The sequence below is a fragment of the Luminiphilus sp. nBUS_07 genome, from assembly GCF_051201685.1.
Classification (GTDB): Bacteria; Pseudomonadota; Gammaproteobacteria; order Pseudomonadales; family Halieaceae; genus Luminiphilus.
In genome coordinates this window covers 1,051,759-1,076,559 of record NZ_CP179213.1, presented here as the reverse complement: position 1 = coordinate 1,076,559, position 24,801 = coordinate 1,051,759, and the positions used below count along the sequence as shown (strand labels likewise).

Sequence of the window (24,801 nt, the reverse complement as noted above, 5' to 3'; positions counted from 1 at the left end):
GACTTACAGGCGCACCAGTATGACCCACATGTTCGATTACACGGTACCTGACCATGTCCCGCAAGAATTGGTCTTACCTCTGGACGGCGAAACTCACCCGGAACTGAAGAAGAATCCATTCGAAGTATTTGCCAATCTGCACAAAGAAGCGCCACCCATTTTCTACAACCCAGCCGCTTTTCAAGGGGCCGGTGGCTGGTCGATTTCTGACGGCACTATCATGAAGGAAGTTCTGCAAAGACCCGAGCTTTTTTCCTCTAAAAATGGCACAGGCTTTTCCTTTCTGCTGGGCCAGGAACTTGATCTAATCCCCCTCGAAATCGATCCGCCCGAACACATAAAATACAGAATTCATTTCAATAAGCCGCTGTCGCCACGAGAAATCGCGCCCAGAGAGGATGCCGTGCGTGCCACAGCCGTAACGCTACTGAAAAAGTTTCAAGCGCAAGGCCGATGTGAGTTTATTGATGACTTTGCCGTGCAATTTCCAGTGCGAATATTTATGGATCTGTTCGGGATGCCGCCTTCGGACTTCGACAAAATCCTCGACTATGAATACAAACTGCTGCATGTCTCCAACACCATTGAAACCCGCGCTCAGGCGGCTCGGGATATCTACAATTACCTCGTTGACATGCTGGCGACAAAGCGCGCTGATCCTGCAGAAGATCTTGCCACAGCAATTCTCGGTTTTACGGTGGACGATCGTGAGCTCACCGACAAGGAGATACTGGGCATGTATTTCCTGCTGTTTGTCGGCGGATTAGACACGGTTGCCTCATCGTTGGGCTTCGCCTGGCGCTATCTCGCGACGAATCCAAAAGCACAGCAGCAGCTGCGGGACAACCCGCATCTGATCCCTGGCGCTATCGAAGAATTTTTCCGAATGCACTCGGTGGTAGAAGTGAGGCGCAGCGTCACCGAAGACGTTGTCTTTCACGGCGTACAGTTGAAAAAAGGCGATTTCGTCAACTGCATTACAGCGGTCGCCAGTCTCGATGAAAAGGAGTTTGAAAATCCCTTGGAAGCGAACTTCGAGCGATCTCCCAACCGGCACTGTGCCTTTGTTTTTGGACCACACCGCTGCATGGGCTCTCACCTTGCCAGGCTTGAGATGCGGGTGGCACTGGAGGAATGGCTTAACCGTGTGCCGGCATTTGGCATCGAGGAAGGCGCTGAAATTGATGTCAACCTAGGTGCCGTTGTCTCTCTAGCGAGGCTGCCACTGACCTGGTGAACAGCCAACGACTCAAAGACATATTAGTGACACAGGATTACCCATGAGCAAGAGCACTGAAGAGCAGGTTTACACAGCGTTTTCCGATGCGATTAACAGCGGGGACCTGGCAGGCGCATTTCAGTACGCAACCGACGACATTTCCTTTAGGCCCATTGGTGGCCATCCGGAACTGGGCCGTGAATTTAAAGGCATGCAGGACATTCTGGAAAATTGCTGGATGAAGGTCTTCCAGCATATCGATGAGAACGGTGTTGCAGTCACCGTCAATGACATTGTGACGGCAGACGGTATCGCCTTTGTTCAGTTCAACGGAACAGCAAAGGGCCGCTCAGGCATGACTTACGACAACGAGTACGTACACCTACTCCGCTACCGAGACGGCAAGATCTGCAGCATTACTGAATTCCTGGACACGAACCTACTTAACAAACTGCTGGAACAATAAAACAGCTGAGAGAGAATTAACAAATTGGCTAAGCACATCACACGAAGGGACTTTCTCAACGGCGTTACCGTCAGTCTGGCCGGCGCGGCCACAATGGGCCCACAGACTGCGCTAGCGGCGGCAGTAAAGTCAGCATCGGGGCGCGCAGGCAACTACTACCCGCCTGCTTTGACGGGTATTCGCGGCAGTCATGACGGTGCTTTCGAAAGTTCCCATGCCCTAGCCTGGCGCGGAGAGAAACCTTCGAGCTATCAGGCGCTCAACGAGGAATACGATCTGGTCGTGGTAGGCGCAGGCATCAGCGGCCTAGCTGCCGCCCTGTTCTATCAGCAGAAGGCCGGCAAAGATGCACGCATCCTAGTGCTGGACAACCACGATGACTTTGGCGGCCATGCCCGGCGCAATGAATTTCATAGTCAGGGCCATATGTTACTCGGTCCTGGTGGTAGCGGTAACTTCCAGGATTCTCACCTCTACTCCCAGCAATCCAAAAGACTGATCAGTGAGCTGGGCTTTGACCTAAACAAGGTGCGGGATGCCATGGCGCCCGGCTGGGGCATGGCAGACGCGGAAGTTGACGTTGGCCTGTATACCGATAGCAAACATTTCGGTGAAGACAAAATTATCAACGGTCCTGGATGGGCACCTGGTTCGGCATGGGCAACTACCGAGAGCTTATCCAATCCCTGACGGTATCGGAATCCGAGCAACAAAAGCTCATCGAGTTTGTGGAGGGTACTCTTGAGCTCCAGAAAACAATACCAAAAAAGGACATCAAACACTTCCTCAAGACCACGAGTTACCAGACGTTCTTGACGGATTACGTTGGACTGGCAGAACCCACCTCATCCCTATGGAACACCATCATCGGCGTCACCTTCTGCCTATACCCCGATTCCATATCGATTGCCGAGGCGGTTAAGTGGGGAGTGCCGGGCTTCAGTGTCCTTGGAGAGGAAGCCTATGCAGTTCTCGCAGACAACCTGATTATGGAAGAGTCCGATATCGTCTGGATGCCCGATGGCAATGCTTCCCTGACCCGGCAAATGGTGCGTCGACTGATTCCCGCAGTGGCCTCCGGCGGCACTATTGAAGACGTAGTCACGGCTCAATTCGACTACGGCAAACTGGACTTGCCGAGCCATCCGGTGAAGCTTCGCTTAAACAGCTCGGCGGTTAACGCGAGCAACAATCCCGACGGCACCGTTTCAGTAGCCTACGTTACCAAAGGGGCAGCCTACCGGGTCAAAGCCAAGCATTGTGTTCTAGCTTGCTACAACGGACTGATCCCCCACCTTTGCCCAGACATGCCCGAGGAGCAGAAGGAGAGCCTGCGCTACAGCGTCAAAGTGCCACTGCTGGCGACCAACGTACTGATTCGTAATCGCCAGGCCTTTAACAAAGCAGGCGTTGAGGTATTTCACTGCCCAACCAGTCACTACCACCTGGTATCCAGCGCGCCACCCGTTTCGATCGGTGATTACAAGACAAACGACGATCCCGATTCACCCATGGTCATCTACATGCTGACATCGCCTACGGACAGGAACAACGGCAGCCAGACCGGCCGCGACCTGTATCGCCAAGCCAGGCATAAACTGTATACCACGACCTTCGCCGACTATGAGCAGGACATACGCGAGCAGCTAACCGGCATGTTTGGCCCCTTCGGCTTCGACGCCGACCGGGACATCGAAGCAATCACCATTAACCGATGGTCACACGGCTACGCCTACGATTACATGGAACTGTACGACCCAGAGTGGCCCACGGGCAAAGCCCCCCACGAACTGGGTCGCAAACCCTATGGCCGTATCAGCATTGCAAACTCTGACTCTGAGAATAAGGCCTACCTCAACGGCGCGATCGATGCAGCCTGGCGCGCCGTCAATGAGCAGCTGGGGAGCGAGCAGAAGGCAGATGACAGCGCCGCATAACCATTAAACCCTCAAGAGATTTGGTCATGGAGAATAACGAGCTGCAATACCTTTCGGATTATGTGGCGATACGACAACTCAATGCCAAGTACAACCGCTATGCCGACCTCGCAGACGGCAGGTCGTACGCCAACCTCTTCACCGAAGATGCCGAGTTCACTATTTGTGGCGAGGGAATTTACGTCGGGCGTGAGCAAATTGCGGCCCGCTGCAATGCCACGACAACAGCCGTGCACGTTACCACCGAACCCGAACTGGACATCACCAATGACACCGCTCGGCAACGTGTACGCATGCTCACGGTGCTCCAGGACGGAGAAGGAACGCGCAACGAATTTGTCGCATCAGGCTGGTACATCGATGAACTGAAGCGAACGGAGGGTAGCTGGCGCTATCACCGACGCCGAGTGGAACTGGACCTAGACATCAATGCCGTTGTGGCAAAAGTGAAGTAATGGGTACGTCAGCTAACAATCATTGTCAGAGGAACTCGCTATGAGCACCACCGCCCGATTAGACAGTCAAATCAACAAAGTTGCCTATCTCTCAGCTATTGTTCTTTTCGTGTTCACAGTCGTGAGTATGTTCGGAGTCTATGATGCCCCCGCTGGCAGCACCGCCGCCGAAAAAATCGCCTGGCTTAATGAGAACAACGGCGCCTTTGTGCTGAGCTGGGTTACCCAAATTGTTCAGGTGTTCACACTTGCCGCGGTTTTCGCCGCTACCTGCTGGAAGGTGTACCGCGTTAACCCCCTGGCCGCAGTCTCTGGCGGTATCATGCTCGCGCTGGGCACCATGGCGATCATAATCACTAAGGGCACCGAGCTTTGGGTCGTCCCCCTGATCGCTCAAGACCTGGCCGCTGGTGCACACAGCCAGGAACCCGGGCTGACACTGTTGTCCATCAATAGTCAGGCTTATCCCTACAGCCTGACCACCTACTTCGATTACCTAGGGCTGTGGCTTTGGTCTCTGTTCGGGTTACTGGTTGCTCGCCCACTGTTTCAGCTCTCAACCAGTGCGAAGGTCGCCGCTATCAGTTTAGGCCTCTTCGGTATTATCTATCCCGTCTTCTACGGCTTTCTGGTGACCGGTATAATTCCACTGAGTGAAATCACCGACTACAGCACTTTCATGCTGCTAGCCTGGGTTGGGGCATTTGCCATGGGGGTTTACTGCCGCGGAGAATCAAAAACCGCACCGGCATAATATAAAGCGTCACTCTCATTAACGCGATTAGAGATAGCATGGTCTGGTTCGAACCGAGTCAAAGTGAACCCCAGCCTTAAAAATACTGCGCTATTGCGGCGGCGTACTCAGCAGGCTGAGCAACGACACAGCTTCCCCCACAGCAACATAGACAGCTTCAGTGAGCCCTTGGACTAATTACCGAGGGGACCACAAAGCATCTCGTTAGCATGGATAGTATCCAGATACTCGCGCCGCCCACAGATCAACCCGCCTCTGACAAGTATCAAGTAGTGGTAGCTGTTTCGGTAGATCTCACCGTCAATGCGCGTACCTAAGGACTCTGCCTCTACTGCAACGCGCTCACCCTCGACGGTCATACCCGTGATAGTGACCGTCAGACCGTGGGGAAAGCGTTCCGCGACAGTAGCGTGTATTTTTTTCAGGCTGGAGAGATCATGGCGGCCGCCCAGTGGCCAGTGCCCCTCCCCCAGAATCCAGAGCGTGCTATCAGGTGACAGACGCGCAGCAGCCCTGTCAAAGCGGCCCGCCGAAATATCCGCGTAATAGGCCCTGACCACCTCTTCAGGGCTGGCCGTAGCGTTTGAATCGGTCATTTGGCCGTGCCTGCGTCGATACGAACACGTCTCAAAGGCGCTGAGACTGCATTGGGGCAGAGGGCCATTTATTTATGGCCCACCTTCTGTTTGAGCATAATCTGTATTGATGATGATGAGCTCCCGATACTTTTCAGGCATGTACCAATAACCTTTATACCCCTGGGGCACCACCAAGGACTCGCCCTGCTTGAACTCGATAGCATCCCCGCCATCGGGAGTGAGTATGAGGCGCCCTTCCAAAACTTGAACAAATTCGTCATAAACAGCACCATCAATGTAGACCCTGCCGGGCCCAGCCTCGTAGACGGCAACGAAGATTTTCCCAGCGTAAAAAGCGTGGGTATAGGAATCCGAAGTGAAGTCATCATCTCGCGTTACATTTTCGCCATCGAACTCTGATGGATCAACGCGAGTCAGTCCTCTGCCTTCCAGATAGCCCTGATCAATGGCAATCGGCATCACTGGCGCTGGCTCTGAAGATGACTCCTGACTGTTAACGGTTTGGCCAGAGAAGATAAGCAGTAACAGCGTAACGACCGTGGCGTAGTACATAATCAGATACCAAAAGTGGAGGCGCGTTGTGAAAAATTGGGAATCAGTACCGATTGCAATATTGTCAACTTCGGCATGAATTCATCTTTAGCTTCTGAACAAAACGTGAAACCGCGAGCAGTTGCCCAGCGGTTTCAGTGATAGGGTGTCGCGATCTAGAAATCGTACCGCAACTCAGCCGTCACACTCCGGGGCCGGCCGGGCACATCCCAGTAGCTACCACCACCGTCTCCAGAAGACATAGTGACGTACTCTTCATCCGCCAGGTTGTCGGCCCTGAGCGCGATCTGCCAGCCCTGGTCAAGGTGTGCCAGCGCAATGCGCAGGCTCAGCAGGCCATAGGCTTCGACCCGTATCATTCCGTAATCCACGTCCCCTAGCTGCATAGCCCGAGTGAGTGGGTCGTCGCGCCAACTATATATCGCTCCAATACTACCGAGCAGATTGCCCGCAAAGGTGACTTCCTGTCGGGCGCTGATGGTGTAGCTCGATTTAGGTGACCACTGGCGATCCACACCCTGCAGAGACTGGACCTGGCCGAGTTGATCTAAAGACGTTTCATCTGAGTCGCTTATCTCAGCGTCAAGCCAGCCCGCAGACACACCAAGCTGAAAACCGGGCAGGCTAGACGGCGCCCATAACAGGTCTACTTCCGCGCCATAGTGCTCGGCATCACCCACTGTGCCAATCGTCGAGAGGGTGCCCGAAGGGGAACCATCTGATGGAACCATAATTCCCCCCTGAGCGTCTTGGTAGTCATAGAAGAACGCCGCCGCGTTAATCTGCAGGTCGTCGGTAGGATTCGACTTGATACCGATCTCGTACGAATCGTTGATCTCCTCGGCGTAGGGTGTCAGCTGGTCATTGTTGTCGGTAAATGCCGCAAAGAAGCCGCCCGACTTAAAGCCCCGAGACAGTCTGGCGTACACCATGGTGTGGTCAGATACATGCCAATCCAAGCCAATGTGACCGGACCAGTTTTCTTCCAAAGAGGTCTCAAAACCTTCGACATCACCAAGAGGAACCGCAAACCCACTAATAAAGACCGTTGACAGGTAGTTAATGCCCTTGTCTTCATCCGTGTAGCGAAGCGAACCATGAAGGTTTAGGCGCTCGGTTAAGTCATATCCCACTTGGCCATACAGCGCCCAGGTTTCGGTATCTTGCGTGTAATCAGCGGTGGCCTCCTGAAACTCCACAAAGCCCAAGTCTGCTAATGCCTGCACCGAGAAGGCTTGCTGGCTCTCGTTGGTATCTTCTGCATAAGTGGCACCCACAAGCCAGCTCAAAGGCCCGTCACTAGTAGATGTCAGACGAAACTCCTGGGACCATTGCTCGAAGTTGGTGATCCCATCAGGGAAGCCATCGACACTGGAAACAAAGACAAGTGGTGTGGCGTCATAATCGAAGAACTGGAAGTAGTCGTACTCGTAGTAAGACGTGATCGATTTGAAAGTGGTACTTCCTAGGTCCCAATCAATGTTGAGGTTATAACCCGTCCATTCGTTATCCAGCCTATTAATAGGGTTAGAGACCACCGTTTCGCCGTTGGTTTTCTGGTCAGCGGGAGTCGGCAGACCCAGCGTAAATCCATACAGCGCATCAACTAGGTTATGGAACCCGATACAGCTCGAGTCATCACGCCTCCCTTGGTAGATCGCACCACAATAATCAAAGTCATAGGCAGTACTGTACGTACCCGTCAAGCGCGGCATGGTGGTTTCCGACTGATCCCTACCAGAATCGATTTTGAGTAAAACTTCTAATTCATCACTGGGGGTAAATAACAGCTGCGCTCTTACCGCCTGAAAATCGCGATCGCCATGCTCGTCATCCTCCGGAGTCGTCAGAGAATCCTGCCAACCACCACCCTGATCAGTATTGACCGCAAGCCGGTAGGCCAGTTTATTTTCAATAATGGGTCCGCCTATGGCACCCTCCAGACTCCATCGATCCCATTGACCATAGGTCCCTCGCACGAAACCGCTTGTCTCGTTCATGTCAGGCTTCGCAGATAGAATTCTGATGGCGCCGCCCGTAGCATTTCTACCATAGAGCCCACCTTGCGGACCTTTGAGCACCTCGACGCGGTCCACATCAAACAAGCCGATGCCGCCGAGCGCGTTCGAGGTCATATACACTTCGTCGTAGAAAATAGCGGAGACTGGCGTGTTGTTGGTGTTAAAGTCCTCCAATCCTGCGCCACGAATAACCCAGGTGGGCTGACCAGCACCTCTAGCATCAGAGAGTTCCACGTTGGGAATTATCAGGGGCAGTTGCTCCAGGCTCGTCAGCCCCAACTCAGCCAGCTGTGTGCTGTCAAACGCTGAGATCGCGATAGACACGTCCTGAAGGCTCTGCTCCCGCTTCTGGGCAGTGACAATAATTTCTTCAAGCTCAGCATGGGCCACAAAAGGCGTGACAAAACCGGCTATCGCCGTCGCAATCAGGGTTTTTCGTAGGGTTTTCATTTCACCACTCCCGCCGTGTTATGTGTGTAACTCATTTTTTATTTATACAGCAATGTAAAGTATATTATTGTTTTACAGGACTGTCTACTAATACTGGCATGTCATATGACATGTAAAGTGGATTCCTAATTTAAATCAAGTTAGGAAGCGAGAATGATGAAAAGAATATTGTTAAAGCTCCTGCTGCCCCTGGCAGTAGCAAGCACGTAAAGCCAGGCGCTCCAGAGCTCATCCCTTTATATCCAGACGCCGTTATGAAAGCGTCACTCGATAAGATTCCGCCTTTCCCCGAGGACGAGCGAGGAGGACCGCAAGCCAACTGAATGAAGGTTCTGCACTCGTGCGAAGTCACTATCGCCGTGCATGAATCAATGCCTGTGCTGTTCGAAATAAAAAAAACTCCCCTCGTGACGAATACGTGCATGTCCTGCAGGGAGAAGTCACACTGACTCACATCGATGGCAAACGAAACAACTTCAAAGCGGGCGAGAACTTTCTTGTCTCAAGGGCTTTTTGGGCACGTGGAATATGACGACCCATTATCGAGAGAAGGTTGTTGCCGAAACCAAAGCCATGATGAAAGCCCAAGGTTGGTAGCCTATTGCCTTCTTCACGGTGAAGGAAAAACTTCAACCCTCGATGTCGTGCAAAGCCGCGATGTTTTGAAGTGGCCGTGGTGGCCGCACCAAGCGCTCACCCCACGGCCGACCATCATTTTGCATTGCCACCTTCGTGTGCGTTCCAGGCGGTGTTAACAAGGTAAGCGTATAGCGCCTCCGTGCTGGCGTCGTCCAGCGCTATTTCGGGCATACGGGGCGCGAGTGCTCCACCCAGCACGGCTTTCAGGTGCTCGATATTTACGGGCAGGCGCACACGCAGATCGGGTGCCGCGCCACCGACAGATTGGCCGCCGTATCCGTGGCATGCCACGCATCCCGCGCCCTCGTATATCGCCTCCCCCATCGCTGACATCTCAGCGGGATACCGATCGACCATAGGCTTTGTGAAGGTCGGCTGGCTCGCCCACTGGGGCGTAGCAGCGTCACCTCCCAAGACAAAGGCCAACAGCCGCGGCCGACTGCGCGACTCCCGCGTCGAGCTGTAGTCTGTCAGTCCGGCCGAGGCGGCGGACGTAGAGGGCGCACCTGCCGGCACAATGATGTACTGGCGACCGCCTGCCACCGCTGTCGCAGGAGCAGCGCGAATGGCCCCTCCGGCTGTGAAGGATCCCAGCTGCTCTCCCGAGGCAGCGTCGTAGGCGTTCAGGTAGCCCTCGGCTGTTCCCTGAAAGACCAGCCCTCCCGCCGTGTGCATCGCACCGCCGTTGTAGGGCAAAGCATTGCGATGACGCCATACATTGCTCTGGCTGATCGGATCCCAGGCAACAAGCTCCCCAAAGGCCTGCCCTTGTGGGTCTCCGTCGTCAGCCTGCCGGTGATCGTAGCTAAACTCGCCAGTGGCATTACGCTCGCGGCGTTCTGGCATCGTCATCGCAGGGATGAAAAGCACGTTCTTCTGTGGGTCAAAGGCAAGCGCAGTCCAGTCGTGCGCACCCGCGTTGCTGGGTAGTATGATCGTAGGCTCGCCCTCGGCCGCCTCCCAATAGCGTGCAGCCGGGTCGGAGATCGGTCGCCCGGTCTCGTCGAGGCCTTTCGCCCAGTTGACCGGCACGTAATTACGCCCCGAAATGAACTTCCCAGTCTTTGCATCCAGGAGATAGACGAAGCCGTTCTTTGGCACACTCAGCACGACGCGCTTTTCCACACCATCGAGCGGCAGGGTAGCCATCATGAGTCCGACAGCGGGCTCGTAATTCCATGCATTACCCGGCACCTGCGTGAAATGCCATCGGTACGCACCCGTCTGAGCATCCAGCGCGACAACGGCACTGGTAAAGAGCTCATCGCCTGCATCATTACCGCGTTTCGTCGGATCCGAAGGTGCCGGCGCGCCGGTTCCGATGATGAGTTGGTCCAACTCGGAATCGTAAACCATAGCGTCCCAGACACTGCCGCAGCCTCTGGTCTTTTCATACCACCCGTCGCCCCAGGTCTTCAACGCCATCTCGTAAAGCTCACTGTCCTGCGGCTCATCTGGATCGCCTGGCACCGTGTAAAAGCGCCACAGGTGTTGACCGGTCTTCGCATCAACGGCATCTACATGACCACGATTGAGACCCATATCAGCACAGGAGTTGCCAATGAAGACCTTGCCGCCGCCAATACGTGGCGCACCAGTGATCATGTGGTTTTGTTCGCCATCGCAGGTTTCCACCTGCCATTTCTCGATCCCAGTCTCTTGATCAATAGCAACGAGCCGACAGTCGGAGGTGCCGACAATGACGAGGTCTTCGTACAGTGCGAGCCCCCTATTTAGGCTTCGCAACCAGGTCTCGAGAAACGAGCTCGGGGGCCTGTCCGCAAGAGGTTCGTAAGTCCAGAGCAGTTCTCCCGTCTCAAGATCGTTGGCAAACACCTGGCTCTGCGACCCGCTCTGGAAGATGCGTCCATTTCTGATGAGGGGATTGCCAACCAGCCCATCCCGGGTGGGGAGATCGACCGCCCAAGCGAGCCCCAAGCCCGACACCGTCTCAGTGTTGATCTGACTCAGACCGGAGTGGTGCTGCATGTCAGAAGAGTTTCCCAGCAACGTCCAGTCTGTGGACTCCTCGTCGCTCGTCATTGGCAAAGGCGCTTGCTCTTCGTCTGCGTCGATCGCACAGCCGCTGGCCACGATCACAAAAAATACCAGCGTGACGCCGACTATTGCCAGGCGAAGCTTTTTCAAATTCATAATCGGTCCTTTTAGTATTACGCGTCAGTCAGAGCTATGACTGACCTGCCATAGTTCTACATTGGTACAGTCATGCTTTATTGATACAGACATGCTTTGATCCATCGCGTCCAATCCCACCACACAATTGCGTCGCATACCGCGAGCAGTGAGTTATAGCTGGAGGGCGTGATGAGGGAATCATCGTTAAGAATTGTCACTGCCTTCTTCGAGATACGCAGTGTCAATAACGATTAACTCTCGATACTTTTCAGGCATGTGCCATCCGCCCTTGTACCCTTTCGGCACAACCAAAGACTCACCTGTCTTAAATTCGAATTCCCCGCCGCTGTCGGGGGTCAGGATTAGCCGCCCCTCGAGGATCTGCACAAACTCGTCATAAACAGCACCGTCGATGTGGACCTTACCCGGCTCAGCTTCATAGACCGCTACCATGATCTTACCGGTATGAAAGGTGTGCATACTGAAACCGGCAGAGCCATCTTCGCCCTGTGTAATATTATCCGAGTCTTCAAATTCGCTCATATCCCCCTGAGTCAGGCCTTTCCCCTCAAGAATGCCCTGCTCAATGGCAATCGGCAAAATCCCCCGTGGTCCTGCTGAAGATTTTTCACTCATATTATCTTGTTCCTAAAGTCGTCAAATTCGGGCCGAAATCGGTATTGATTACAAGAAGCGAGTATTCCCGTTCCGAAAAAGTCCGGCCAAAAACTCGAAGCGGACTTATCCGTCGAGCTCCGGCAAAGTTGTTTAACACCGGGGGTGCCGCAGCCGAAGGACAACGCCTAGATCCAAAAGATTAATTATTTTATACACATGTGTCTAGTATTTTTGTGGGGCCATGCTGGTCTCGAATACTCAGGCCCATCCCCGACGATCAAGCGGGGCTAATGTCCTGCTTGCCTAAGATATTGAAACTCTGTGTAGCAATCTTCCACTCGCCGTTCACCTTGCTCAGCTTCCAGTCATAGTCAACGGTGAAGGTGTTGCGCTTGAACAGGGTCAACATCTTAAGTCGAGCAGTCGCCCGCGTATCGTCCACCACATCGGAATAAAAGCCCGTTGCATGATGCCCGAGACAGTCTGGCGCCGACTCGAAGAACGCTCGAATTTGCGCATGACCATCAAAGGCCTTGCCATAGACTGCCGTGGCATCGAGGTGAGCGTCTTTCGCAAACAAGGCCAGAGCTGCATCCCAGTCCTTGCGGTCACAGGCATCGCAGTAGCGCGCGCCCATTTCGGCTAATTCTAATTTATCCGCCAGTAGTTCAGCGTTCATCGGCATTCTCCTTGAGTCAGCGTGTTAAAAAACCTATAGATCTAAGAAATTGGTCGCCCGTTTTTCTTTTAGCGCTCGCAACCCCTCCTTAAAATCGGGCAACTTAATTGCCGCATTCATGTCCTCAACCGAGCGGGTGTAAGCCGCAGAAAAATCTCCTTCTGCGTCAAAATTGACCTGCCGCTTGATGCAAGCCATGGAGAATCGAGAGCTTTCCATAGCCAGCCGGGTGGCGTAATCGACTGTTTTTTCTAGCAGCTCTTCGGGTGGGAAGATTTTCTGCAGCCAGCCCAGACGACATGCCTCAGCGCCATCAATCCGGTCACCATCGAGGAGTATTTGCAGCGCATTGCTGCTGCCCATAATCTTCGGCAGGATCCAACCTAGACCATATTCTGCGGGCAAGCCCAAGCGCGCAAACGCACTTTTGATAATGTTGTTATCAGCACCAAAACGGAGGTCGGTATAGCTCGCGACAATAAAACCAACGCCCGCGCAGCTACCGTTAACGGCGGCTATTACCGGCTTGGAGATACACAGCGGGTAGGCGTGATTGCGTCGGAATTGCTCGGGTGTATTTTCCGGGTAAGGGGGCAGATCGAGCTGACTTTTTTGGTATTGGCCACCGGCCCTTTCGATCGAATTAAGCTCCTTTGAATCAGCCCCTACGCAGAAATCTGCACCACTGCCAGTAACCACTACCACCCTAACGCCGTCATCTAAATGCGCGTTGTACAGCGACCAGCGATATTCCACAGACATTCGACCACCCCAAGCATTGCGCCGATCCGGGTTATTGAGGGTAACCAGCGCCACCCCCTTAGATACCTGATAGCTAATTTTCTCGAAGTCTTCAGGTTTCATAGAATCGCTCAATGTTTGAGTGTCGCTGATGCGGAGGCTGCGTCACGAGTTGGCCAGCCAAGTGGGAGTCGTCGCAGGGGCACGTGTTGCGGCCAGGGTTGCACTGATCAATTTTTCTTTCCATTGCCGCAAGCTGCCCAAGCGCAAAGCTAGGTCTCGGGAACGCTTGAGATATAGGTGGCAGTCGACCTCCCAGGTGTAGCCCATACCGCCATGGAGGTGCAGACCTTCTCGTGCAGAATACTCAAAGCACTCGGTGGCACTGATGCGTGCTGCCGAAGCCGCAATGGGCAGTTCGCCACTGTCGGACGCTAGAGCCCAAGCCCCGTAATACGCATTGGAACGCGCCAGCTCATTTTGGGCATACATTCTGGCGAGCTTATGTTTTACCGCCTGATAGGAACCCACCGCCCTGCCAAAGGTCTGGCGCTCCTTGACGTAATCAACGGTCGATTCAAGGCAGCGATCCGCACCCCCAATCTGCTCAAAGGCCAGTAGCACGGCCGCCCGATCGAGCAGCGCGGGCAACGATCTGCGATCGCTATTACCCAGTATCTGTGCGGGGCATCGGTCGAAAGTGAGTTGAGCGTTACGCACGGAGGGGTCTGCAGACTTTAGGGCCTCCCTTTGCACCTGCTTACCACTAGCTACCGTTGATTCTGCGAATTCCACCAACACCAAAACCTGTTTGCCTTGTGGTGTCAGTGCACTGACGACGGCAATGTCTGCCAATGTGCCACCCGCTACCGGGCGTTTTGTGCCAGTAATCACATCGCCCTCAAGTACAACTTCTTGTTGACGGGAGTCGCTCCATGCCAGAGTGCCGATGATGTCACCGGACGCTAACCGGGGAAGATACTGTTGCTTCTGCGCTTCAGACCCAAACTGCAAAATCGCCTCAGCCGCAAGATAAATACTCGAGGAAAAGGGCACCGGTGCCACCACTCTGCCCAACTCTTCCGCCAGTACACACAGCTCCAGGTAACCCATGCCAAGCCCACCATAGGCTTCAGGTGTCGCAGCTCCGGGCCAACCCAACTCACAAATTTCCTGCCATAACGGGCTGATAACAGCGGGGTCGCTGGTAAGATGTTGGCGCACTTCGTCCATTGGGCAGCGGTCGGCCAAGAAGCGACGGGCGTCGTTGCGGATAAACTGCTGGTCTTCGTTAAAATCGAATTTCATCGTGGCATGTCTATATGCTTAGCACGCATCAGCGCACTTCATGGGGCGACTTTTTCGCCGTTGTGTGGTCAACCTGACCGTCCATCAGGTTATTGACCTGAATGTAGAGCATGGCCCTGTCGAGCGCCGTTGAGAGCCCAGAATCCAAGGACTGCCAGACGGCCTTCACGGTGCCCTGGGTCGCCAAGGTTGGCTTACTGGCGACCTTGGCCGCCAGCTCCCCTGCCCGCGCCCACAGGGCTTCCCGGGATTCCATCACCTCGCTGACCAGGCCAATTCGCAGGGCTGTAGCCGATGACATTCGCTCATCATTGCCCAGCAGGTTCATGCGCATGACTTCGCCGTAGGCAATCCGACGTGTCAGGCCAATAGGCTCACAGGCACTGACCATGCCGAAACTCACATGAGGATCAAAGAACTCTGCATCTTCTGAGCAGATCACAATATCGGATTCGTTGAGCCAGTAGTACGCACCCCCACAGCACAAGCCATGTACTGCACATATAATGGGCTTCCACATGTCGTTCTGCTTGGGCCCCAGCTTCTTGCCCGGATCCCACTGGGACCACACAACTCCCTCCCGCCAGACGGAATCCGCTTCCTTGACGTCCTTGCCCGTGGAAAATGCCCTGCCATCAGCCGCCCTGATCACCACCGCGTGCACCTGGTCATCGGCCTTAATCAGCGCCCAGACCGCGGCCATTTCTTCAACCATCTGGCTGTTGAAACTGTTCATAGCGTCCGGTCGATTTATGGTCACCGTGGCCACATGATCGTCTTGGGTCTCGTAGCTTATCGTTTCGAACATAGTGCCTCTCATGGGGGTTACTCGCTGGAAATTTAGCCTGCGTTAACTGTCAAACAGGCGCCTTACATCCATCAGACTCACTTTCATGGAAGATGTGCGCGGCAAGGCATCTACTATGGCAAAGCGCACGGGCACAAAGTAGCTGGTCATGTTCTCTTTTGCCCAGGTTTTCAGCGACGCCTCGGAGACCCCGCTTGCACCCTCGCAAAGCTCCACCGCCGCCACGGGCACCTGGCCCAGGCGCGCGTCATCCATCGCGACAACAGTGGCCTCCTTTACTTGCGCATGCGCCTCAAGGATGGCCGCAACCTCATTGGGAATAATTTTAAAGCCCCCGCGATTAATGGCTGCGTCGGCACGACCACTGAGCCAGACAAAGCCATCGGCATCGATGCTGGCGAGGTCTGTGGTAGACACCCAGTCATGTTCATTTACCATTTGTTGAGACCTGACTTGCAATATCCCTGTCTCACCCATGGGTAGTATCTCGCCGCTCTCTGGGTCGGCAATGCGCAAACCAACGCCGTCGTAGGCACGGCCTACACTGCCCGCTTTGACATCACCAAATGCTTTCTTGGCTTCCAAAGTCCAACCGCAAACAGCGCCAGAGAACTCGGTGGCGCCGTAGGTCGGCAATATGGGAATCCCAAATCGCTGCTCGAAGGTCTGTTGCGCATTCACCGACAGCGGCGCAGTACCGGAACGCACGCAGATCAGACTTGAAATTTTTTCAGCCGGCAAATCAGATTCCAGCACCATGTTGATCATGGCGGGCACCAATGAGCATACTCGGATCTGATACTGCTCCACCGCCTGTGCCCACTGCGCCACATTGAACTTGTCTAACAGGCTAATAGGACGCGCATCCAGCAACGAATGTACGACCCAGAACAAGCCGCCGATATGCACCAGGGGCTGGGTGATAAGCGCCGGTTTGGTTTTTATTTTTGCGCCGCCGTCTGCGGTCATCCCAGCAGGAATATTGCCGTACGCCGCACTGAGCTTGGCCGCATACATCGGAATCCGTTTGGGTTTTCCAGTGGTCCCACTGCTTTGTATCAGTACCGCCACTCCCGGATTCTGGGGCGCCAATATCAACGGGTCAGCGGGTTGACGGGTCGGCAACACCGAGAGGTGCTCGGTATTGCGCGACTCATCTAGGCTAAGCCCCAGTACTTTATTCTCCCTCGCGAAGGCCTGTAATACGGGCGACTCCCAGTCCGCCGAACTGGCGATGACGACCGCCGCCTTAAGGTCCTGCAAATCAGCGACAATTTTTTCAGCAGAGGCAAAAGGATTGACTGGCGCAACACAGCGATCACTGCTGATCACGGCACAAAATGCGGCAACCTGATGAGGGCGATTGCGGCACACAACGGCAATTTCAGCGCCGGCAGGGACTTGGAATTCTCGAAAGATATCTGCCAGACCGTCAATAGTCTCGGCCAGAAAGGCCCAGTCATACCACTGGCCCTGAAACTCCATGACCCCGGCCTGATCATCGATCTCGCAGTTGCGGCGCATGATCTGACCAAAACTCAACTTGCTCATATACTGTATTGTCCAACTGTTGTCATAACAGGTCCTTGAATGCCTTGCCCTTGTCCAGACGCGGTGACCCCGGCAGGCCTAGGGTTCGCTCCGCGATAATATTCATGAGTATTTCGTCTGCCCCACCGGCAATTCGCAGACCTGGCGTCCACAGATAGGCATCGTAGAGCTCGTCCTGTAGCGCATGGGCGTGTTCATCGAGAATTGTTCCCTCCTCGCCAAACAGGTCCATGGCGTAGGCACTGAGGTCCTGATTCAGCTGACAGGACATCAGTTTCAGTATGGAAGCCTCGCCACCCAACTCGCCCCCTTCGGAAAGCACCGTCAAAATGCGCGACATAAAATTTTCCAAAGCGCACTGGTTAGCCAGCGCTCCCGCGAGATACTGTCTGACATCATCGCGCTCTATCGCAGATTTACCCTCAATGTCGCAGTGCTGGGCCAGATCGAGGACCGACAACATGGACGGCATGCGCGTGTTAAGGCGCTTAAAGCGTTCTGCGGACAGCGCATGCATGGCCACCTGCCACCCCTGATTGACCTCACCGAGACGACAAGAGTCTGGCAGCACCACACCATCTAGAAAGACTTCATTAAATTCACTGTGGCCAGATATTTGTTTGATGGGCTTAACTTCCACACCCGGTTGGCGCATATCCACCACAAAGAAGGTCAAGCCTTTGTGTTTTGGTAGTTCGGGATCAGTCCTCGCGAGCAAGATGCCGTAGTCGGAGACGTGCGCGCCGGAGGTCCATACTTTTTGGCCGCTTATTTTCCAGCTACTCCCTTCGCGAACGGCTCGGGTTCTCACCGCCGCCAGATCCACCCCAGCACTGGGCTCGGAAAACAGCTGACACCAAATCAATTCCCCCTGCAGAGTGCGTGGAATCAGTTGTTTCTGCTCCTCAGAGCCGTAAGTCATAATGGGTGGCAGGCATTGCCCAATACCAACAGAAAAGTAATTGAAAGGCCGCGGCAGGCGCCGTTCTTCTTGGTCAAAGATAGCCGCCTGCATCCAGGTGCCACCCATGCCCCCATATTCCCGGGGCCACACAATATGTGCATAACCCGCGTCTGCCTTTTTACGCTGCCACTGACGACAGCGTTCTATATCGGCCTCGATATACAGCTCATCAGGAACGGTTGACTGCAGAGCAGCGCCGTTGGCGTCGAGCCATGCCCTTACCTCCGCGCGGAAAGTCGCCTCTTCAGGGGTATCACTGAAATCCATAGCCTTAGCCTGCGGGTAGGTTTATGGACTTAAATTCGAGGTAGTCATGCAGCCCTTCCTCTCCCAGTTCGCGACCCAGTCCGGAAGACTTATAACCGCCAAAAGGTGCCGCCACATCCATCGAAAAACCGTTGATGGTGAAATTTCCGGCTTGTATTTTCCGGCCTATCTCAATTCCGGCTTCTACATCTGACGTCCAGACCGAACCAGAGAGCCCCATCTCCGAGTCATTGGCAATTCGAATGGCGTCCTCTATGTCATCGTAGGCGATCGCACAAACTACCGGGCCAAAGATTTCTTCACGCGCAATCTGCATGTCGCTGGTCACATCCGCCAGCAGTGTCGGTTCGATAAAGTAACCCGACTTAAGGTGCTCAGGTGTTCCACCCCCGGTGACAAGCCTAGCCCCTTCGTCGACGCCAGCGCTAATACAGGCCTTCACGCGTTCAAAGTGCCGTTCGTGGATCATGGGTCCGAGTGCGGTTTCAGGGTCGAAAGGATCTCCCACTTTCATTGCTCTGTAAGCATCACCCAGGGCCGAGACCGTTTCTTCATAACGCTTTCTAGGAATAAGAATACGAGTCTGGGCGGCACAAGCCTGTCCGCTGTTAATCACAGAAGCTTTGGCCAGTTCAGGGACAACTGTGGCGAGCTCTGCATCGGCACAGACAATCGCCGCAGACTTACCGCCGAGCTCCAGGGCCGCTCGTTTGATCTGGGAGCCACAAATCTCCGCCACCCGTCGGCCGGCGACAACACTGCCGGTAATGCTCGCCATATTGACATCGGGGTGCGCCACCAGATATTCACTGGCATCGCGATCTGCTGTCAGAATATTGATGACACCGGCAGGTATCGCCGCCTCCTGAATACACTCAGCGAGCACATATGAAAACAGCGGCGCCTCCACTGGCACCTTAAGCACCACCGTTGAACCGGAAGCCAATGCGGGACCGATCTTGAGCATCGCAGCAAACAGCGGACCGTTAAACGGCACAATCGCTGCGACCACACCGACCGGCTCCTTACGCACCAGCACCTGTCCAAAGTAGCCGGTCCTGCGCTCTTCAAATTCATAATCTCTGGCGAGTTGTCCGTAAAATTTAAGCGTCATTCTGGCCATAGCGACCTGGCCTTTGCAGAAGCTGTAGGGAGCAGCGATCTCCCGGGCGGCACAGACAGCCAGATCATCGGTTCGCGACTTGATAGCCGCAGACAACGCATCGATATGGGATGCCCTATCCTCACCAGAGGTGCTCGACCATTGTGGCCCAGCGAGGGCCGACTTGGCGGCATTTACGGCCGCGTCAACATCCTGTTCGGTCGCCTCAGGACAGGAACCCATGATTTCCCGATTGGCAGGACACTCTACTGAGATACGCTTCTCTGATGCGGGCTCACGCCATTGACCGTCTACAAAAATATTCCGATATTCCATGACTATTCCAACTGCGGGTCGTCGCCCGATCAGCCCTTCTTGTAGGTTATATCTGATTGCTCGAGATCCCAGGTAGCGTCTGTGCAGCCCTCGTCGCGCAGCTGGTTTTTCAAAATTCTACCCACAGGGTTTTTGGGTAACTGAGCCCTAAACTCTATATAACGTGGTATCGCGTAATACGGGACATGGTCTATCGCCCAGATTGCCAGTTCATGTTCGGTCAGGGGCGATTCCGCCTCCTTGACCACGGTCACCTTGATGTCGTCTTCGGTGAGCGCCGACGGAACCGCATGTACCGCCACCTCATTAACAGCGGGATGCAGGGCAAAGGTTGTCTCCATTTCATAACTGGAGATGTTCTCTCCCCGACGGCGCAGATAATCCTTCTTCCTGTCGACGAAATATAAAAACTCATTCTCATCAAACTTGCCGATATCACCGGTGTGAAGCCACAGACCCTCAAAAACATTGAGGGTTTCCTGGGCCTACCCCAATAACCTTCAAACATCACATTGGGGCGTTTGGGCCGGACGACGATTTCTCCGGTCTGCCCCGCCGGCACCTCTTCGAAGCTGTCGTTTACGATCATCACCTCGAAATCACGATGATTGAGCTTTCCGGATGACCCCGGAGGTGCATCTGTAGCTTCGCTATAGGAAAGCATGGATATAAAGCTTGATTCGGTCAGGCCGTAAACATGTGCCCCCACGATCTCAGCGCCGAATCTGTCCCGCCAGATCTCTTGGAGCTCGCCGGGAAATGGTGCTCCCCTGGCCATTCTCAGCTGCCCCTTGCAACGCAACATGTCCTCGCTATCAGGCATATTGGCAATAAGAGGGATCATGGAACCCAGCACAGACGCTACCGAGGCACCACTCTTTTCTATATCCGCCCAAAAGCCGGACAGGGAGAACCGAGGGGTAATAGCGGCGGTAGTACCGCTTACCACCGAATACAGCAGGGTCACGACGATGGCGTTCAAGTGGAATAAGGGCAGGCAAGTCCAGTTAACCTCGCCGGGCCGGGGGTCGCACATTTCCCGGGTTCTGAGTGCCTGGTTGGCGATATAGTTCTGACTGAGAATACAGCCCTTGGAGGGGCCGGTTGTGCCCCCCGTGTAAATAATGCCCGCGATGTCTCCCGGATCTGGGCAGATATCAGTGTCGGCACTATTGTCTGAATATAATTGCGCAAATAACTCACCGGCCGTTGCGCCCGCTGAGGATTCCCCCCGAATATAAATCGTCTGCAGGTCGGGCAAGCCCTCCCTGATCGCTGCCACCCGCTCAAGGTATTGGGCCTCGCTGACTAGAACCCTTGCCCCGGAATTGGCCAGAGGATTCCTCAGGAACTCGCCTTTATTCGCCGTGTTGACGGGCACGTACACAGCATTGACCTTGGAGGCCGCAATCAACAAGGCGACTGAATCTGCATGGCTGTCCAGTAGCGTGGCAATGCGATCCCCAGAAGCGATCCCGCTGCTCAAGAGGCCTTGGGCCAGCCGATTAGATAACGCATCGAACTCGGCGTAAGTATACTTCTCATTGTCATTAAGAAAGTGCAGGAACACCGTATCAGGCGATGTTGCCACGGCTTCTTTCCACAGCTCGAGTATGGTGTGTCGCTGCTCGGTTCTCCAGGCAGAATTGGTCATTAGCGCCCTATTCCTCTTAACACAAGCCGTTACGCCACCCAACGCCGTCGGGAATCTCATCGGATTTGATACGGCGAATTCAACCGTTAGGTTAACACGTGTGTAAAGTTAATCGCAAGAATACAGTCGCTCCTAGAGAGACAGATTCAACACTCAGTACATTTTTTGCAGGGCTGATAAGGGTTCTGTTACCATCTTCGAAGCGGATGAGCCGGGAATCTAGGCTTCCCAACCACTAATAAGCTGAAAACGATTATGGCATCCAATATCGAATCCACGGCAGAGCCAGAGAACGGCTGGTCAGCCCGAAGCCGTGCGACCCGCCAGAAGCTAATTGCAGCCGCCGCGAAACTCATCGTTGAAAAGGGCATTAACTCGGTGTCTGTCGTTGCTGTAGCCAAAGCCGCCGAAGTTACCCGCCCTGGGGCTTACTATCACTTCAAATCCCGCGATGCCATGCTCGAGGCCGTGCGCAAAGATACTGATCACCAACTGGTCAGAACCGTAGCCGGCAGTAAAGAAGACAAATACCTTTATTCACAGGCCGCAGAGTTTGCCGCAGAGGATCAGGACACGATCTATCTGCGCATTCAGAGACTGCTGGAACAAGGCACAGATGACGTCATCATACGCTTCCGAGAAAGGGGCCTTACCCGGGCAGCCCGTGAAGGCCTGGTGAAACCTGGCGTCGAAGCCGATATAGCTGCCATCGTTAGGGGTACCACTCTGGTTTCTTCTTTTCTGGCGGTATCTGAATTCAAACAAAAGAGCCGTCGACACAAACAAGCCAAGCTTTTTGGCAAGGCCAATTACCAGCTGATGTTCGATGGTGCTTTGTTACCGGAAAAACTCAAAGACTGGCCAAAACTGCCCCGCTACTCTCACGACGGAGACGGTGCTGAAAAACCTGTGTCGACGAAAGACACGATCCGCGATGGCAGAAAAGCCAAATCTGTAGAGACCCGGGAACAACTGATGAAGACAGCCATGTTGCTTATGGCAGAAGTGGGGGAACAGGCTGTCTCCGTCTCTGAGGTGGCGCGCAGGGCAGGCGTCACGCGTCCGGGTGCCTACTATCATTTTAAGAAGAAGGAAGATCTTATTGCCGCTGTCGAGGAAAAACTCGACAAGGAACTCATCTACACGCTGGACCGCTCATTCGCTAGACGTGAGTCCTTCACAGATGCCTCCGATCTTAGCGCCGAAGACCTGAGCTTACTGAGAATCCGTATTCAACAAATGCTCAGGGATGGCGCTCGCAAGGATCCGCTTATTGCCCACTACCGCAAACTCTTCCGCTGGCACGCAAAGCACGGACATCTGCGCAAGGGTACAGACCCGGAAATGAGCGCCATCATTACCGCCAGCGCATCGCTGGTAGGTTTGTTCCTCGTTCTCAAAGGAGCGAATTCTGTCAAGGAGCGGGTAAAGCAGGCGAAACGCTTCCGCAAAACCTATATGACTTTCGTTTTCGAAGGCCTCTATACGGCAGCAGCTAAAGCGGAGTGGCCACCGCCACCGGAACTGGACTAAACCCGCTCAAATAACGCAGCAAGGCCTTGGCCGCCACCGATACACATAGTTTCGATACCGTATCGACTCCCCCGACGGCCCATTTCACGCAGCAATGTCGCGAGGATTCGCCCCCCCGTTGCCCCTACCGGGTGGCCCAACGAAATGCCCGAACCGTTGACATTTAAACGCGCGAAATCGGCCCGCTCAAACCCCAGCGCGCGAGTACACGCCAGCACCTGCGCGGCAAAGGCCTCGTTGAGTTCGATCAGGTCTATATCGGATAACTTCAACCCCGCATTTCGCAGCGCCTTTTGTACTGCGGGCACGGGCCCAATGCCCATCCGTGCAGGCTCTACCCCCGCAACGGACCAAGACACCAGCCGACCAAAGGGCTTTAGCCCATACTGAGCTACCGCGTCTTCACTTGCCACAATACAAGCCGAGGCACCGTCGTTCTGGGTACTGGCATTGCCCGCGGTGACCGTAGCGTCGGGATCAGCACCTGCCCTAATCGCCTTGAGGCCTGCCAGAGCTTCCACGGTAGTTTCCCGGGGAGTCTCGTCTTGGGTCACGACGATATCGCCCTTGCGAGCGGGGACAGTAACAGGAATGACTTCGTCGTCAAACAAGCCCTGCTCTTGAGCGGCAATGGCTCGGCGCTGGGATTCCACCGCAAACATATCCTGCTCTTCACGGGGTATTCCATACTCGCTGCGCAGATTTTCTGCTGTTTCCAACATGCCACCGGCCACGGGATAGTTGACGCCGCCCGCTGTGACGCGACCACGCGCTAAGGAATCCTGCAGTTCAAGTGTCGGCTCTTTTAGGCCCCAGCGCGCACGATGAGTAAAGAAAGGCGCGTTACTCATGGATTCAGCGCCACCGGCTATCACGACATCAGAGCCACCGCTTGCTACCTGAAGATAAGCATAAATCAGCGCCTGTAAACCAGAGCCGCAGCGTCGATCGAGTTGCAATCCTCCTACCGTTGTCGGCAGGCCGGCATCCAGCGCCACCACGCGACCCAGTGCAGGTGCATCCATGCTGGAATAACACTGGGCGAAGAGCACATCCTCCACAGCCTCCCCGGGAAGCCCGGTTCTCTCCAGGAGACCCTTCACTACCGCAGCACCCAGGAATTGTGCCTCTAAGGGCTTGTAGGCGCCGCCGAACTTTCCTACGGGTGTCCGTACAGGTTCGCAGATATAGGTTTGACGAATTTTCATCTTTCTTGACCTGTGGTTCAGGCGGGCAGCATGGTGTCGCCACCATCAACCCTGAAAGTTTGACCGGTAATCCAGGCCGCTTCATCGGACGCCAGAAACAGGGCCATATTGACGATATCTGCAGTATCACCCAGCCGTTTCAGTGCCAATCCATTCACCACGTGGTCGAGAATCTCCGCTGGCACCTGCCGGGTAGCCTCAGTATCCGTGGGGCCAGGTGCGATAGCGTTGACCCGAATATTACGATCACCGAGTTCACTGGCCAGGCACATTGTCAGCCCCTGCACCCCCAGTTTGGCAATACCATAGTAACCCCCCTGTGCCTTCCAGGCTGCCGTAGACGATTGATTGATCACGCTACCGCCGCCCCTCTCCGCCATGGAACTCGCCACCGCCCGTGTCATGACCAGCGGACTGTGCATGTTCACTTTCATAATCTGGTAGTAGTAGTCGAGATCCACATCAAGCAGGGTTTCATAACGCATGCCATGAAAAATTGCTGCGTTGTTCACCAGAATGTCGATGCCTCCAAACTGCTCCCTTGCTAGGCTGGCAGCCGCCGCCGCGTCGCTTTCGGAAGACACATCGGTTTTCACAAAAACCGCCGAGTTTCCTGCCTGACAGATTTCGTCGGCAATCCTTTGACCGGCCTCTTCATTAAGCTCAGCAATAACCACTGATGCGCCCTGAGCGGCAAAGCGCTTGGCATAGGTTTCTCCTATGCCTTGGCCACCACCCGTAACAATCGCTACCTTTCCCTCAAATGACATCGCAAAACCCTCTCCCATGTTTAACTTGAACGTC

The 24,801-nt window shown here is 54.5% G+C and carries 24 protein-coding genes; 8 read left to right on the top strand and 16 right to left on the bottom strand.

Translation table 11 applies throughout. The features are described 5' to 3' along the window. The first annotated feature begins 19 nt into the window (after window positions 1-19). From ACMAZB_RS04890 to ACMAZB_RS04865, 6 genes are read left to right on the top strand one after another with little or no spacing between them, the layout of a single operon-like run. Window positions 20-1,237: a cytochrome P450 gene (locus ACMAZB_RS04890; RefSeq protein ID WP_435219632.1), complete on the top strand. Its 1,218-nt coding sequence runs from the start codon at window positions 20-22 to the stop codon at window positions 1,235-1,237. Window positions 1,238-1,280: 43 nt separating this feature from the next. After that, window positions 1,281-1,685 (top strand): nuclear transport factor 2 family protein, encoded by a 405-nt coding sequence (locus ACMAZB_RS04885; RefSeq protein WP_435219631.1) that lies wholly within the window; start codon window positions 1,281-1,283, stop codon window positions 1,683-1,685. 24 nt (window positions 1,686-1,709) lie between these two features. Further along, window positions 1,710-2,375 (top strand): NAD(P)-binding protein, encoded by a 666-nt coding sequence (locus ACMAZB_RS04880; protein WP_435219630.1) that lies wholly within the window; start codon window positions 1,710-1,712, stop codon window positions 2,373-2,375. Continuing rightward, a complete protein-coding gene (locus ACMAZB_RS04875) occupies window positions 2,324-3,622 on the top strand; it encodes a hypothetical protein (protein WP_435219629.1) in 1,299 nt (432 codons plus the stop codon). Before ACMAZB_RS04880 ends, ACMAZB_RS04875 begins: the two co-directional genes overlap by 52 nt. 26 nt (window positions 3,623-3,648) lie before the next feature. Continuing rightward, complete coding sequence (locus ACMAZB_RS04870; protein ID WP_435219628.1) at window positions 3,649-4,077, top strand: nuclear transport factor 2 family protein; 429 nt, start codon at window positions 3,649-3,651, stop codon at window positions 4,075-4,077. 40 nt (window positions 4,078-4,117) lie between these two features. Then, complete coding sequence (locus ACMAZB_RS04865; protein ID WP_435214928.1) at window positions 4,118-4,831, top strand: hypothetical protein; 714 nt, start codon at window positions 4,118-4,120, stop codon at window positions 4,829-4,831. A 173-nt stretch (window positions 4,832-5,004) separates the two neighbouring features. On the opposite strand, the gene ACMAZB_RS04860 is transcribed toward ACMAZB_RS04865, so the two are convergent. The 3 genes from ACMAZB_RS04860 to ACMAZB_RS04850 all read right to left on the bottom strand — a co-directional run bounded on the left by ACMAZB_RS04860 (window position 5,005) and on the right by ACMAZB_RS04850 (window position 8,453). Next, window positions 5,005-5,427: a nuclear transport factor 2 family protein gene (locus ACMAZB_RS04860; protein ID WP_435214926.1), complete on the bottom strand. Its 423-nt coding sequence runs from the start codon at window positions 5,425-5,427 to the stop codon at window positions 5,005-5,007. Window positions 5,428-5,499: 72 nt separating this feature from the next. After that, a complete protein-coding gene (locus ACMAZB_RS04855; protein WP_435214924.1) occupies window positions 5,500-5,982 on the bottom strand; it encodes a cupin domain-containing protein in 483 nt (160 codons plus the stop codon). A 155-nt stretch (window positions 5,983-6,137) separates the two neighbouring features. Beyond that, window positions 6,138-8,453 carry a TonB-dependent receptor gene (locus ACMAZB_RS04850; RefSeq protein WP_435214922.1) on the bottom strand — a complete coding sequence of 772 codons (2,316 nt, stop codon included), beginning with the start codon at window positions 8,451-8,453 and terminating at the stop codon, window positions 6,138-6,140. Between the two features lie 418 nt (window positions 8,454-8,871). Here ACMAZB_RS04850 and ACMAZB_RS04845 point away from each other — a divergent pair, with 418 nt between their 5' ends. Then, window positions 8,872-8,985, top strand: a complete 114-nt coding sequence (locus tag ACMAZB_RS04845; protein ID WP_435219627.1) for a hypothetical protein — start codon at window positions 8,872-8,874, stop codon at window positions 8,983-8,985. A gap of 179 nt (window positions 8,986-9,164) precedes the next feature. Here ACMAZB_RS04845 and ACMAZB_RS04840 read toward each other — a convergent pair whose 3' ends face one another. From ACMAZB_RS04840 to ACMAZB_RS04790, 11 genes are all read right to left on the bottom strand, one after another. Continuing rightward, window positions 9,165-11,246, bottom strand: coding sequence for a PQQ-binding-like beta-propeller repeat protein (locus tag ACMAZB_RS04840; protein WP_435219626.1), 2,082 nt, complete (start codon window positions 11,244-11,246; stop codon window positions 9,165-9,167). Between the two features lie 186 nt (window positions 11,247-11,432). Further along, window positions 11,433-11,864 (bottom strand): cupin domain-containing protein, encoded by a 432-nt coding sequence (locus ACMAZB_RS04835; protein WP_435214919.1) that lies wholly within the window; start codon window positions 11,862-11,864, stop codon window positions 11,433-11,435. 259 nt (window positions 11,865-12,123) lie between these two features. Beyond that, window positions 12,124-12,525: a nuclear transport factor 2 family protein gene (locus tag ACMAZB_RS04830; RefSeq protein WP_435214918.1), complete on the bottom strand. Its 402-nt coding sequence runs from the start codon at window positions 12,523-12,525 to the stop codon at window positions 12,124-12,126. 33 nt (window positions 12,526-12,558) lie between these two features. After that, a complete protein-coding gene (locus ACMAZB_RS04825; RefSeq protein WP_435219625.1) occupies window positions 12,559-13,389 on the bottom strand; it encodes an enoyl-CoA hydratase-related protein in 831 nt (276 codons plus the stop codon). Window positions 13,390-13,431: 42 nt separating this feature from the next. Continuing rightward, window positions 13,432-14,574, bottom strand: a complete 1,143-nt coding sequence (locus tag ACMAZB_RS04820; RefSeq protein WP_435214915.1) for an acyl-CoA dehydrogenase family protein — start codon at window positions 14,572-14,574, stop codon at window positions 13,432-13,434. A 28-nt stretch (window positions 14,575-14,602) separates the two neighbouring features. Continuing rightward, window positions 14,603-15,382, bottom strand: coding sequence for an enoyl-CoA hydratase/isomerase family protein (locus tag ACMAZB_RS04815; RefSeq protein WP_435214914.1), 780 nt, complete (start codon window positions 15,380-15,382; stop codon window positions 14,603-14,605). Window positions 15,383-15,424: 42 nt separating this feature from the next. Continuing rightward, on the bottom strand, window positions 15,425-16,933 hold the full coding sequence (locus ACMAZB_RS04810; protein ID WP_435219624.1) for a class I adenylate-forming enzyme family protein: 1,509 nt from the start codon (window positions 16,931-16,933) through the stop codon (window positions 15,425-15,427). Between the two features lie 22 nt (window positions 16,934-16,955). Then, window positions 16,956-18,164, bottom strand: a complete 1,209-nt coding sequence (locus tag ACMAZB_RS04805) for an acyl-CoA dehydrogenase family protein (RefSeq protein WP_435219623.1) — start codon at window positions 18,162-18,164, stop codon at window positions 16,956-16,958. A 4-nt stretch (window positions 18,165-18,168) separates the two neighbouring features. Next, window positions 18,169-19,602 carry an aldehyde dehydrogenase gene (locus ACMAZB_RS04800; protein ID WP_435219622.1) on the bottom strand — a complete coding sequence of 478 codons (1,434 nt, stop codon included), beginning with the start codon at window positions 19,600-19,602 and terminating at the stop codon, window positions 18,169-18,171. A 29-nt stretch (window positions 19,603-19,631) separates the two neighbouring features. Then, complete coding sequence (locus ACMAZB_RS04795) at window positions 19,632-19,943, bottom strand: AMP-binding enzyme (protein WP_435219621.1); 312 nt, start codon at window positions 19,941-19,943, stop codon at window positions 19,632-19,634. After that, on the bottom strand, window positions 19,853-21,256 hold the full coding sequence (locus ACMAZB_RS04790) for an AMP-binding protein (protein WP_435219620.1): 1,404 nt from the start codon (window positions 21,254-21,256) through the stop codon (window positions 19,853-19,855). The genes ACMAZB_RS04795 and ACMAZB_RS04790 overlap by 91 nt, the downstream gene beginning before the upstream one ends. Before the next feature lie 255 nt (window positions 21,257-21,511). Here ACMAZB_RS04790 and ACMAZB_RS04785 point away from each other — a divergent pair, with 255 nt between their 5' ends. Further along, window positions 21,512-22,789 (top strand): TetR/AcrR family transcriptional regulator, encoded by a 1,278-nt coding sequence (locus ACMAZB_RS04785; protein ID WP_435219619.1) that lies wholly within the window; start codon window positions 21,512-21,514, stop codon window positions 22,787-22,789. On the opposite strand, the gene ACMAZB_RS04780 is transcribed toward ACMAZB_RS04785, so the two are convergent. Then, window positions 22,786-23,997, bottom strand: a complete 1,212-nt coding sequence (locus ACMAZB_RS04780; protein WP_435219618.1) for an acetyl-CoA C-acetyltransferase — start codon at window positions 23,995-23,997, stop codon at window positions 22,786-22,788. The two genes, ACMAZB_RS04785 and ACMAZB_RS04780, sit on opposite strands and share 4 nt — an antisense overlap. 17 nt (window positions 23,998-24,014) lie before the next feature. After that, window positions 24,015-24,767, bottom strand: coding sequence for an SDR family oxidoreductase (locus ACMAZB_RS04775; RefSeq protein WP_435214901.1), 753 nt, complete (start codon window positions 24,765-24,767; stop codon window positions 24,015-24,017). Between the last annotated feature and the right edge of the window lie 34 nt (window positions 24,768-24,801).